The sequence below is a fragment of the Nostoc sp. DSM 114167 genome (assembly GCF_052692655.1).
The window spans coordinates 5297946-5310323 of sequence record NZ_CP195116.1; the positions used below are offsets into that span (position 1 = coordinate 5297946).

Annotated in this window: 13 protein-coding genes; 6 read left to right on the plus strand and 7 right to left on the minus strand. The window is 43.2% G+C overall.

Annotated features, from left to right (window positions below):
* Nucleotides 1–78: 78 nt before the first annotated feature.
* A complete protein-coding gene (gene rlmB / locus NSTC731_RS22620; protein ID WP_445626890.1) occupies nucleotides 79–1257 on the plus strand; it encodes a 23S rRNA (guanosine(2251)-2'-O)-methyltransferase RlmB in 1179 nt (392 codons plus the stop codon).
* 86 nt (nucleotides 1258–1343) lie between these two features.
* Nucleotides 1344–1646 (plus strand): DUF1816 domain-containing protein, encoded by a 303-nt coding sequence (locus NSTC731_RS22625; RefSeq protein ID WP_445626891.1) that lies wholly within the window; start codon nucleotides 1344–1346, stop codon nucleotides 1644–1646.
* Between the two features lie 174 nt (nucleotides 1647–1820).
* Here NSTC731_RS22625 and NSTC731_RS22630 read toward each other — a convergent pair whose 3' ends face one another.
* Complete coding sequence (locus NSTC731_RS22630; protein WP_445626892.1) at nucleotides 1821–2669, minus strand: alpha/beta fold hydrolase; 849 nt, start codon at nucleotides 2667–2669, stop codon at nucleotides 1821–1823.
* Between the two features lie 293 nt (nucleotides 2670–2962).
* Entirely contained in the window at nucleotides 2963–3106 is a 144-nt protein-coding gene (locus tag NSTC731_RS22635) for a hypothetical protein (protein WP_445626893.1), read from the minus strand.
* A gap of 144 nt (nucleotides 3107–3250) precedes the next feature.
* Here NSTC731_RS22635 and NSTC731_RS22640 point away from each other — a divergent pair, with 144 nt between their 5' ends.
* Nucleotides 3251–3871 (plus strand): SGNH/GDSL hydrolase family protein, encoded by a 621-nt coding sequence (locus NSTC731_RS22640; protein ID WP_445626894.1) that lies wholly within the window; start codon nucleotides 3251–3253, stop codon nucleotides 3869–3871.
* A gap of 54 nt (nucleotides 3872–3925) precedes the next feature.
* Here the strand turns inward: NSTC731_RS22640 and NSTC731_RS22645 are convergent, their stop codons facing one another.
* Complete coding sequence (locus tag NSTC731_RS22645) at nucleotides 3926–5161, minus strand: methionine gamma-lyase family protein (protein ID WP_445626895.1); 1236 nt, start codon at nucleotides 5159–5161, stop codon at nucleotides 3926–3928.
* Nucleotides 5162–5251: 90 nt separating this feature from the next.
* On the opposite strand from NSTC731_RS22645, the gene NSTC731_RS22650 reads away from it, so the two are divergent.
* The 3 genes from NSTC731_RS22650 (at nucleotide 5252) to NSTC731_RS22660 (ending at nucleotide 8785) form a co-directional block, all read left to right on the plus strand.
* The gene (locus NSTC731_RS22650) at nucleotides 5252–6073 is read left to right on the plus strand and encodes an acyl-CoA desaturase (protein WP_445626896.1); all 822 of its coding nucleotides are present in this window, start codon (nucleotides 5252–5254) and stop codon (nucleotides 6071–6073) included.
* Nucleotides 6074–6430: 357 nt separating this feature from the next.
* Nucleotides 6431–7483 carry a fatty acid desaturase gene (locus NSTC731_RS22655; RefSeq protein ID WP_445626897.1) on the plus strand — a complete coding sequence of 351 codons (1053 nt, stop codon included), beginning with the start codon at nucleotides 6431–6433 and terminating at the stop codon, nucleotides 7481–7483.
* Between the two features lie 222 nt (nucleotides 7484–7705).
* Nucleotides 7706–8785, plus strand: coding sequence for a fatty acid desaturase (locus NSTC731_RS22660; RefSeq protein ID WP_445626898.1), 1080 nt, complete (start codon nucleotides 7706–7708; stop codon nucleotides 8783–8785).
* Nucleotides 8786–9177: 392 nt separating this feature from the next.
* On the opposite strand, the gene NSTC731_RS22665 is transcribed toward NSTC731_RS22660, so the two are convergent.
* The 4 genes from NSTC731_RS22665 to NSTC731_RS22680 all read right to left on the minus strand — a co-directional run bounded on the left by NSTC731_RS22665 (nucleotide 9178) and on the right by NSTC731_RS22680 (nucleotide 12132).
* Entirely contained in the window at nucleotides 9178–9627 is a 450-nt protein-coding gene (locus NSTC731_RS22665; RefSeq protein ID WP_445626899.1) for an ArsC/Spx/MgsR family protein, read from the minus strand.
* Between the two features lie 206 nt (nucleotides 9628–9833).
* Nucleotides 9834–10445, minus strand: a complete 612-nt coding sequence (locus NSTC731_RS22670) for a cysteine dioxygenase family protein (protein ID WP_445626900.1) — start codon at nucleotides 10443–10445, stop codon at nucleotides 9834–9836.
* 386 nt (nucleotides 10446–10831) lie between these two features.
* On the minus strand, nucleotides 10832–11317 hold the full coding sequence (locus NSTC731_RS22675) for a hypothetical protein (RefSeq protein ID WP_445626901.1): 486 nt from the start codon (nucleotides 11315–11317) through the stop codon (nucleotides 10832–10834).
* Between the two features lie 215 nt (nucleotides 11318–11532).
* The gene (locus NSTC731_RS22680) at nucleotides 11533–12132 is read right to left on the minus strand and encodes a cytochrome c oxidase subunit 3 (RefSeq protein WP_445626902.1); all 600 of its coding nucleotides are present in this window, start codon (nucleotides 12130–12132) and stop codon (nucleotides 11533–11535) included.
* Nucleotides 12133–12378 lie beyond the last annotated feature (246 nt).

Below are 12378 nucleotides of genomic sequence, written 5' to 3' on the forward strand. Positions count from 1 at the left end.
AGTAGCCACAGCACTAGATTAGATTCAAAAAATTGAGGTAATCGGAACAATCAACCATACGCTATATCCATAATTCAAATGCAGGATAAACCCAAAAAAATCTTGACTTCTAGCGAACCAAATCGGGGACAACCCGTAAAAATTAAAGGTAAACGTGTTGTTACTAATCCGGTTCGCAATCCCAGGAAAATAGATAACAACCCAATCTCTGGTGCGAATCCGACTCGCAATCCCAAGAAAATAGATAGCAATCCAATCTCTGGTGCGAATCCGACTCGCAAGCCCAGGAAAATAGATAGCAACCCAATCTCTGGTGCGAATCCAACTCTCAATCCCAGAAAAGTAGATGGCAACACCATCTCTGTTGTTAATCCGAATCGCAATCCCAGGAAAATAGATACCAACCCCAGTTATAGCAACTCCCGACAAAGAAATAGCAACTTTTCCCAGCCGTCTGTATCTACACCAACAGAAGAAGATAACGATCTCATCTATGGTCGTCATCCAGTATTGAGTGCATTGCAAAATCAGCGCAATCTCAACCGTCTGTGGATTACTACCCGTCTGCGGTACGATCCCAGCTTTCACCATTTTCTCTTGCAAGCAAAGGAAAATGGCACAGTTATTGATGAGGTTGAACCCAAACGTTTAGACTATCTTACCAACGGGGCTAATCACCAAGGTGTGGCAGCACAAGTTGCTCCCTACGCTTACATCGAATTGCCCGATCTAATTGAGCAGTGCAAATCTGTAACCGATGCTGTAATTGTCGTAGCTGACGGAATTACCGATCCCCACAACTTAGGAGCAATAATTCGTACTGCCGAAGCAATAGGCGCTCAAGGATTAGTAATTCCCCAAAGAAGGGCATCTGGGATCACTTCCACGGTCATGAAAGTGGCAGCAGGCGCTTTAGAGAATTTTGCTGTAGCTAGAGTTGTCAACCTCAGCCGCTCCTTAGAAGAGTTAAAAGAAGCTGGCTTTTGGATTTACGGCACAGCTGCAAGTGGCAGCGAACCTTTGCATACAGTCAATTTCACTGGGCCAATCGTTTTAGTAATCGGCTCAGAAGGCGAAGGTCTGAGTATGTTGACTCAGCGCTCGTGTGATTTTTTAGTATCGATTCCTCTACAAGGTAAGACTCCTAGCCTGAATGCTTCTGTAGCAGCAGGTATGGCGCTTTATGAAATTTATCGCCAGCGATCGCTAAATACGCTGCACTTAGATAAATTACAAAAAATCTCTTTGAAAAAATAACGTAACAGAGTATAAAGAAATGTAAAAGATAATAAAGCAACATATCGTTTAACACCCTGTAGCACGTTAATAAATCAGCGAAAACCATGAAAACCATTTGGCATAACCTCAAGGAAGTGTTAATTAACACATTCGACTATATCGGCTTGGCTTGGTGGGTAGAGATTGTGACGCACAATCCCCGTTGCACGTATTACTTCGGGCCATTTCTAAGTTCTTCTGATGCAAGATTAGCAAGCAAAGGATACATAGAAGATTTAGAGCTTGAAGGAGCTACGGGAATTGTTGTGAATGTCAAGCGCTGTAAACCTAGTAACTTAACAATTGCTGACGACTTGGGGGAAAGATTTGACCGCAAAGTACAGCCTGCCTTTGGCGGTCAAATTTAAGTTAGGCCAGAGAATGAAAAGGATGCCCTGATGCGGGGACGCAAAGATATGAAGACACAGAAAATCCTTTTATCGGGGGCTATTGCGTCTTTTTCGCCGATCGCGTCACCACATCTTCTCTCTCCATTTCTTCTTCGTTGTCAATAGTCAAAATTTTTTAAATATTTATTTGGACTATTGACTACCAACTACCTGCGGATGTTCTTTCAGCCAATGGTCAATATCATTTAGTACCTGCTGAGGAACTTCCCACGGAAAAAGATGAGCCGTGTTGGGATAGCACTGCCACTGAGAATTTTGGAGATGTCGAGCAGTTTCTAAGCTGGAATCAGATGTGATGTGGCGGTCTTTTTCACCAGCAAGTACTAGACTAGGACATTGTATTTGTTCTAAATCTAGAAGCCGATTGTATCCTGATTGAATTGCACTATAAAGGGCGCGAGTAGCAGCTGGAGAAGTTTGCAAATAAGCTGGTACTGCTTCCTTGGCGATGTAATTGTAACTGGTAGATGTATGTTGTTGGATTAGGTAGCGGAAAAGCGATCGCTTACCAAAAGTTTCAATATTCCATTGCCAACTCGGTTTTATATAGTTCAATAGGGCAGCAATGCCAGTATATAAATTATCCTGCCAAGTAATAGGAGGATGACTGCCACGGGGTTTTGCAGCTGTCGCCACCAAAATCAGCCCAGTAACGCGCTCTGGCAAACGTAATGCCATCTCCATTGCCAAAATGCCCCCAAGTGACCATCCCAATACCAGGCACTTTTCAATCTGCAAACGGTCTAGCAGCGCTTCTAAATCAGTCAAATGGTCATTCATGTCAAAATTGCCGTTGTAGCGACTTTTGCCGTATCCGCGTAAATCAGGGGCAAAAGTTTTGTAGCGTTTTGATAAATGATTGGTAAAGACAGAAAGACTACGACCAGTACCAGGATGACCATGTAAGCCCAGAATGGGGAATCCTTGACCTTGGGTGTAAACATTGAGACGTGCAGCAGTTGGGGTGTGGCGATCGCTCATTACTCGCCCTTCTCCTGTCTACAGAACAAATCTTCTAAAATGCGTTGACTTTCAGTTTTCAAGCCTTTAATCTCAGTCACAACTTATTTCCGTTCAAAATCGCTTCAAAGTTACGTACCTATTCAGTTTAGGTTGTGAACCTACAAGCTAGACAATGTTTTAGTCTTGTATTTGAAGGGTGATTAGTCTTTCTCTTACAAGCCCTGTCTCTTCAGAGCAGGGTTTGTGACAGTAGTTCTATCTTATTCTTCTAATTGTGTCATAGGCTTGAAATCCTTCTGCCCAGCCAGCAACTACCCAGAATGACAAATTATGTTTACCTGTAGCGATCGCACAAGCTGAAGTTCTACTGGCTCAACTTTGAGATGGGTTGCGACCAGTGTAAGAAGTATTTCGAGATTCAGGGCTTGTAACCGCAAATCCATCTTCTGATTCATATCGTCTACTATCTCCTCATGCTACGGTCGGACAAACAGGAGAGTGTGATGGCTGCGTTTCGACCTACGCGATGACACTTTATTCAAGTATTTGGCGGGGCAAGTGTCCTAACTCTCTTTGGCTGCAATCGAGGGGAGCAAGAAATGGTGACACTATATACCTTTGGCGACTCAATTTTAGATTGCGGACGATATAACGAGTTTGGGGTTCATCCAGGGCAACTCCTCGTCCAGAATGACGATCGCCTGTTTCCCGAATTTCAAGGTCAGGATCTAACATCACGCGGGCCTGCTCAACTGCAACATCATGCGCGTGATGGTGCAACGGTTGATGGGTTGTCTTCTCAGGCTCACCAATTGCGGGTGCAAGGAAAGGCGATTGCACTAATCACTATCGGTGGTAACGATCTCCTGGGGGGATTAATTCAAGATACTGGTGCAGGAATTGCAACTTTTGCTAATACTTTGGACACATTTGTACAGCAGTTGCCAATTCGCCCCGTTGTGCTTGGTAATGTGTACGATCCTACCTTTGGAGATGACAGACGCAACTTTGTAGGGGTTGAGTCGGCGATCGCCCGCAAGAACCTCCAGCGCATGAACACTGCAATTCAAGAAATCGCTAATCGCTATGGGCAATTTGTCGATCTCCACGCCCATTTCCTAAAGGGCGATCCATCCTGGTTCACAGCGACGATCGAGCCAAGCCTGTTGGGTGCATCCGAAGTGCGACGGGCTTTTCTCCCCTATGTTGTCGGTAAATAAAGATATTTTTTCTTGTGGCAATATAGAGTTGAGCGTTACCAACCCAATCCTTAATCACAAACTACTAGTGCCGACTGCATCGATCGCAGCTTCCAGGGCGATCGCCACATGAGTCCAATGAGTCCCACCCTGGCAATAAACCACATACGGCTCACGCATTGGCCCATCTGCTGATAATTCCAAAGTACTCCCTTCAATAAATGTCCCCCCAGCCATGACCACCTGGCTCTCATACCCCGGCATATCATCTGGAACGGGGTCTAAGTAGGAACCGATGGGAGAATGCTGTTGTATAGCTTTACAGAAAGCAATTAGCTTTTCGGCAGAACCGAGTTTAATTGCTTGAATTACATCTCCACGGGGAGCCAAGGGAGCCGGATTTACTGGATAACCGAGTTTATCAAACACATAACCAGTAAGATAAGTCCCTTTTATTGCCTCTCCGACTATTTGCGGCGCTAGAAATAAGCCTTGGAACAGCAGGCGATTTTGATCAAAAGTAGCACCACCATAACTACCGATACCGGGAGCCGTGAGGCGACAGGCGGATGCTTCTACTAAATCAGCGCGGCCGGCGACATAACCGCCAGCACTGACAATAGTGCCACCAGGATTTTTAATCAATGACCCCGCCATTAAATCAGCACCTACATCTGTGGGTTCCTTGGTTTCAATGAATTCGCCATAGCAGTTATCCACAAAGCAAACGGTATTCGGGTTTTGCTGTTTGACTAAGTGAACGATTTTTTCAATATCGGCAATTGATAAACTAGGACGCCAAGAATAGCCACAAGAGCGCTGAATTAAGACTAAACGAGTGTTTTCAGCCACACTAGTAGTTAAAGCTTGCCAATCTATAGTTCCTTCTGGGGTTAGCTCCAATTGGCGGTAATTTATGCCAAACTCGATCAGGGAACCTTGACCTTGACCCCGTAAACCAATGACTTCTTCAAGCGTATCGTAGGGAGAACCGACCACTGCTAACATTTCATCTCCAGGACGGAGAACACCAAACAAAGCACAGGCGATCGCATGAGTTCCCGAAACGAACTGCACTCGCACCGCCGCCGCTTCGGCACCCATAACTTCGGCAAAAACTTTATCTAAAGTTTCTCGTCCTAAATCATCGTGACCATAGCCACTTACACCAGCAAAGTGGTGTGCGCCCACACGGTGATTACGAAAAGCACCCAGCACTCGTTTTAGATTATGCTTGACCTGAGTGTCAATACCAGAAAAAATTTCTAATAGTGCCTGTTCTGCTTGCCGCAGCTGTTCTAAGCTGTTCATCAGTTCCTCGTTCACAAAAATTAAGATTATAGATATGCGGATTTTAAGATCGCGCAGACTAGGCTGGAAAATTCAAATTCAGGTTACTGCATGACAATTGCTACTTCAACCAAACCTCAAATTAACTGGGTTAATACCCTGTTTTTCATTGGACTGCACATCGGCGCTTTATTTGCCTTTATTCCTGGTAACTTTAGCTGGACGGCAGTTGGTGTGGGTTTATTGCTGTACTGGGTAACGGGTGGTTTAGGAGTTACTCTCGGATTTCACCGTCTTGTTACTCACCGCAGTTTTCAAACTCCCAAGTGGCTGGAGTATCTCCTGGTTTTCTTCGGCACACTCTCGTGTCAAGGAGGCCCAATTGAGTGGGTTGGGACACATCGCATTCATCATTTACACTCTGATACTGACGCCGATCCCCATGATTCTAATAAAGGCTTCTGGTGGAGCCACATGGATTGGCTGATTCACTATTGTCCCGCTCACGCTGATGTTCCTCGTTTCACCAAAGACATTGCCGAAGACCCAGTTTATCAGTTTTTAGAAAAATATTTCATCTCGATCCAGGTTGCTCTAGGTGTATTGCTTTTGTTTCTAGGTGGCTGGTCGTTTGTTGTCTGGGGAATTTTTGTGCGCATTGTCTGGGTTTACCACTGCACTTGGTTGGTGAACAGCGCTACTCATAAATTTGGCTATCAAAGCTATGATTCTGGGGATAAATCGACTAATTGCTGGTGGGTAGCCCTACTAGTTTTCGGTGAAGGCTGGCATAATAACCATCATGCTTTTCAATACTCAGCTCGTCATGGGCTGAAATGGTGGGAAGTCGATTTAACTTGGATGACAGTTCAATTGCTGCAAGCAGTTGGTCTGGCGACTAATGTGAAGTTGGCCCCAACAAAAGTTAGTTAGGAGAGACGCATTAATCGCGTCTGTACAAGAGTTAGGAGAGACGCGATTAATCGCGTCTGTACAGGAGTTAGGAGTTACGTGATGCCATCAATTTTTCTCAAACCATAATTTTGGAAACTACAAATCTTTATGGGACAAGGAGCGTTTATAATTCACATCTGGTGTGAGTTATAAATCTAAACTCCTAACTCATCACTTCTAACTCCTCACTTTTTACTCCTAACTTTTTAAAAAGCTATTTACTGGTGCGCTTGTGTCGGTTAGGTTGCTATAATCCGAAGCGCTAATGTGAAGAATTTTTGCGGCAAGTTACTTTTTAGTGACTTGGTGGAGGAGTTTGTTGTTTTTTAGGTGTCCATGACTACATCAATAATTAATAGCCAGAAACTAAGTGACGAGCCTAGTAATTCCGACTTTCGGCTCAAAGATATTGTTAAAACCCTGCCACGGGAATGTTTTCAGCAGAACCGTCGCAAAGCTTGGACACAAGTAATACTCAGTGTCTTGGCGGTCGCCTTGGGCTATTACAGCCTGACGATCGCTCCTTGGTTTCTCTTGCCCCTTGCTTGGATTTTTACGGGCACTGCTTTAACAGGTTTTTTTGTAATTGGCCATGATTGCGGTCACAGGTCTTTTGCCAAACGTCGTTGGGTGAATGATTTGGTAGGGCATTTCTTCATGATGCCGTTAATTTACCCCTTTCATAGTTGGCGCATTAAGCATAATTACCACCATACTCATACCAATAAGCTGGATGAGGACAATGCTTGGCATCCAATCAGACCAGAAGTGTTTGAAGATTGGGATAAAACCCGACAGTCTGCTTTTGAACTGTTCATGCGTAAACGCTTCTGGTGGGTAGGTTCCATTGGACATTGGGCTGTAGTGCATTTTGATTGGCGGAACTTCAAAACGAAAGACCAATCGAGTATCAAGCTGTCTGTGGCTGTAGTAGTTGTGTTTGCTGCGATCGCTTTCCCGCTTTTGGTCGCCACAACTGGTATCTGGGGCTTTGTCAAGTTTTGGCTAGTGCCCTGGATGATTTACCATTTTTGGATGAGTACTTTTACTATTGTTCACCACACTGCCGCAGATGTTCCTTTTACGACAGCGAACAAGTGGAACGAAGCTCTAGCACAGCTATTTGGCACTATTCATTGTGATTATCCGCGTTGGGTAGAAATCCTGTGCCACGATATCAATGTTCATGTCCCTCATCATATTTCCACTGCGATTCCTTCTTATAATTTGCGGTTAGCTTACAGCAGCATCAAAGAAAATTGGCAGCCTTATCTACATGATGAGTGTCAGTTTTCTTGGTCTTTAATGAAACAGATTACAGACCAGTGTCAACTATACACAACTGATGTTGGCTATAAAACTTTCAACGAATATTATACAGAGCAATAAATAGCGCTGTGATTTAGACTTACGCTCTTGAACTCAACGAGAGCGTCTATCATGCTGTGTTTAAATAGAATTTGGCAACTTTTTACTAACTATAAAGTTGTTAGCTAAATTGCCAAAATTTATCTTTTTTGATGTTAGCGATCGCTAGTTTTGTGGGCATCCTAAAGGTGAGATTATCTTGTCTCAAATCAAGTTCCGATTTATATCCAACAAAAGAATCCAGTGCTATCAAATCTCGTCACGTTCAATAATCCTACTGGCTACGAAACGTCTGAGGATTCCACCAAATTACCTTTCACTCTTCAAGATTTAAAAGCTGCAATCCCTGCTGAATGCTTTCAGCCCAATGTAACAAAATCACTTTTTTACTTTTTTCGTGACATCCTAATTATCGGTCTGCTTTATGCCGTAGCTAATTACCTGGATTCTTGGCTTTTCTTTCCGATTTTCTGGCTAATGCAAGGAACGATGTTTTGGGCTTTGTTTGTAGTCGGGCATGACTGCGGACACCAATCTTTTTCAAAGCATAAATGGCTCAATGATTTGATTGGACATCTTTCTCACACACCAATACTTGTTCCTTATCATGGTTGGCGGATCAGCCACCGAACCCATCACAAAAATACTGGCAATCTCGATAATGATGAAAGCTGGTATCCTGTGACGGAATCAGAATACAAAGAGATGCCTTTAGCCCAAAAGATAGTCCGATATTATATTTTTCTCTTGGCTTATCCTGTGTATCTGTTTAAGCGTTCTCCTAATAAAGAAGGCTCTCACTTTTTGCCCAGCAGTCCGCTTTTCAAAGCATCAGAAAAATGGGATGTCATCACTAGTACTGTACTTTTGATTGGCATGGTAGGTTTGCTCGGTTTCCTCACATACCAATGGGGTTGGATGTGGTTGCTGAAATATTATGCTGTGCCCTACCTTGTATTCATAATTTGGCTAGATTTGGTGACATTTTTGCACCACACTGAGCCAGAGCTTCCCTGGTATCGGGGAGAAGATTGGACTTTCCTCAAAGGCGCAATTTCTAGTATTGACCGTGATTATGGTTTGGTTAATCATATCCATCACGATATTGGTACTCATGTTGCTCACCATATATTCCTTAACATCCCTCACTACAATTTGCTGAAGGCAACTGAGGCAATAAAACCAGTCATGGGTGAGTATTTCCACAAATCGGAAGAACCTATTTGGAAGTCATTATGGCGTTCATGTGTCAGCTGCCATTTTGTACCTGATAGTGGTAGTAAGGTTTACTACACATCCAACAAGAAGTTAGCTAAAGACTAGAGCTAATTTCAAAATCCCTCTCCCAAGCTTGGGGGAGGGGCGTTGCATAATTGCGGGATGATTTTACTAGTTTTGTGGGGTGGGCCGAAAAGCCCGTCCCTTGTATTTCCGGGCGGGCTTTTCGGCCCACCCCACAAGAATCATCCCTTGATTCAGCAACGTCGGGAGAGGGATTTAGGGTGAAAGCTCATTGATTTATGCAAGAAGTTTAATAAACATAAGCCGCCTTGTTTTTGATGTTGTTCACCATGATGGTTACAGCCACCCTAATGATTAACGTGAGTTCGACAAGCCCTTTTGTGACCTCTCCCCCAACCCCTCTCCGACACGGAGAGGGGAGCCAAAACCCGTGGGAGAGGGAGGTTGGGAGGAAGAGGTTCATCGAACTCACGTTAATGATTATGGTGATGATGACCATGACCGTGGGAGCAGTTTTGCAAATCTTGCTTCATCAACTTGTCGCTGATTTCTTGCAAGGATTCATCCACAGCTTGTAAGCCAATCCAAGTATCAATCTTTTGGACATCAAATCCTACCTCACGGCGCTCGCCTACTTCTAATAAAGGACGGCGAATTAAAAGTGGCTCTTTCAACATCAACGTCAAGGCGGTTTGGGCATCGATTTTTTCAGGAACCACCTCACCAGATTTTACCTTAGGGGCGGAAGGATTAAACCATTCGGCTACGGGGCGATCGCCAAAAAAAGAACGCAACCGCTCAACTGTCCAAGGTTCTGTTAGCAAATTCTGTGGTATCACTTCATGACCGGCAGCTGTGAGCAAAACTTTTTGCTTAATACCACCTTTACAGCCTGGTTTGCTATAGAAAATTACTCTTGCCATTTAACTACCTCTTAGTAGAATACGATTCGTTTGTGTCTCGTTCCCAGTCTCCGACTGAGAATGCTGTCCTAGAGGCGGAGCCTCTGTTGCTGGCGGCAGCAGTCCAATTGAAGTGCATTTCCAGCCTTTGGGCTGGAAACGAGATATGAAAAGGCTTTCAGCTTAATTTGACACCAATGATGGCTGTGTGTGCCTACTGCGTGATGCTAAAAGTTTTTAGCACTATACTTAATCGGATCAAACTCAAATCTCTCATTGGGATCGGTTTCACCGTAGATATTAAAAGTCACAGTTGGTTCATCACCCACTGCTTCTACACAGTGAATTGCATCGGGAGTAAAGCTAATAATATCTCCTGGAAATAGAGTTAGCTCTCCCGTCGGTTCAATTTTGTCCTGAAATTCTGGGCTATGACTGCGTTGCCAAAAAGTATTTTTTTCCTGACCTTTTAACACCGCCACGATTCCCCATGTCCCATGATTATGAATGTTCGATCGGGTTCCCGGTGCAAATGTTACTGTTTGCACAGTTAAGGGAAAACCTAATTCATCGTATAGGAGTAAAACAGAGGTTCCTGTTTTGGGTGAAGGCTCTAAAGTTTGACTTCGTACCCAGTAGGAATTTACTATCAAGCGCCTTACGAGCATCCGAATTTCTGGCAGAAAACTGACTCGATCGTCTCCATTATTGAGAACATCTTCCACCTCAGTTAAAAACCGGTAAAGGCGGTAATTTTCTCTCAATAAATCCCAGGCTCTTACAGATTTACAAGCTTGATGCTGACCATCTCCCGTTAGTAACCAATCCTTACCTTTCATAACTTTTAAATTGATAACGGAGAAGATTGGATGATAATGATCGGAGAGACGTTAGGAATATTGTTTGCAGGAATTTTAGTCGGTATGGTAATTGCAGGAATAATAGAGTTACTATTACTAGCTGCTCCCAAAATAGAGTAAGAGGAATATGATGTAGATAACCAGTTGTTCATGATTGTTCACCAAAAGGGCATTGGGCATTGGAAATGGGGCATTGGGCATTGGGAATGGGGCAGAGGGGAAAGAGGTAATACCATTTCACGAAATGCTTGATACAAATGATTTGTCTCTAACTCTTTCCTCCTGTCCCCTGCCCCTTGTACCCCTGCTTCTTCATCATTCCCCACTCTTTCACACATCGTTTTGTAGAGAAGCACATTGACTAATTAATCATCTTCTTCTGCTGGACGTGTCAAAATATCCAGAAGAATTCCGGCACCAAAATCATGCTTTTCATCTATCTCTTTGACTTTGGTGCTGATTTCTTTTGCTTCTTCAATTTCTCCTAACTTTGCTAGTACTAATCCAGAAGCAGCATAAGCATTTAAGTACAATCGAATTTGTGGTTCTTCTTTGCGACTGACTAATATCGGCTTAAGTTGCTCCCAGTCATCAGGAAAGTTTTCTAGTTCTTTAATTTTATCTAATAATTTGATTGTTGTTTGTAGTGCCAAACAATAATTATTTTTATAATAGAAAAATCTATATGCTGCTACCAATACATCTGTATTTTCACCAGTTTTTGCTAAAGCTTGTTGAATATATTTTTCTGATTGTGATGTATTCTCCCAGTTTTGTGCAGCTAAAACTAATAAGTTTTTAATGTCTTCTGGAACCTGGAACCATGAGAATTGGTTTGTATTAGCTTGCATAATAAATTTCTGGAGAGTTAGTAGTTAGGAGTTAGGAGTTATACCATTTTAGATTTTAGATTTTAGATTTTGGATTGTGAAACATCCATTGGATAAGTGTCTCAGTTTTCCATCTGTCTAATCATTTCTCAAATTGGTATTAGAAGTTGTGAATTACGAGTTAGAAGTTATAAATTCTTAACTCTTGACTTCTGGCTCCTCACTCCTAACTTTTGTTAAAACAAAGTGAGAATGTACACCAAGGTGAATAATACAATCCAAATAATGTCTACGAAGTGCCAGTAAATTTCTGTCATTTCGATGAAAGTATGATTGGTTGCAGAATATTCACCGGGAAGACGCGATCGCCACAATGCACGTAATATCAATAACAGTCCTGCAAAAACGTGCAAACCGTGGAACCCAGTCATGATATAAAAGCAGTTGGCGAAGACGTTGGTAGTCAGTCCGTATCCTAATGTTGAATACTCATAAACCTGACCACCCAAGAAAATTGCCCCCATGATTGCAGTAATTGCGTACCACAGTTGCATTCCCTTGACGTTATTCTTTTTAATCGCCGTATCACCGAAGTGAATCACGAAACTACTAGACACCAGAATAATGGTGTTAATTGTCGGCACAAGTAGTTCTACTTCGCTTCCTTCTGGAGGCCAAACGGCTGTACTGCTCCGAAAAAACAAATAAGTGGCAAAAAATCCCCCAAACATCAGGGATTCAGAGGCGAGGAACGTCAAAAGTCCCCAAACTCTTAAATCTGGATGTTCTTCGTGTCCTGCACTGTGTTCTTCGCTTGTGGTTGTAGCTATAGTCATAGATTTTTTGACAATACCGATCTACTCTGTCTGTTGTGGAAGCTTGAATAAAGAATGAAGTCTGAAGTGGCAAAATTTCCATTCTTTATCCAAAATTCTTGTTTAACGTGAGTTCGACAGACCTCTCCCGGACAGCCTCCCTCTCCCACGGAGAAAGGGAGGAGCAACGAGGAGAATTAGGGTTTTGGCTCCCCTCTCCGTGTCGGAGAGGGGCTGGGGGAGAAATCAAAATAGCACTCGTTGAAC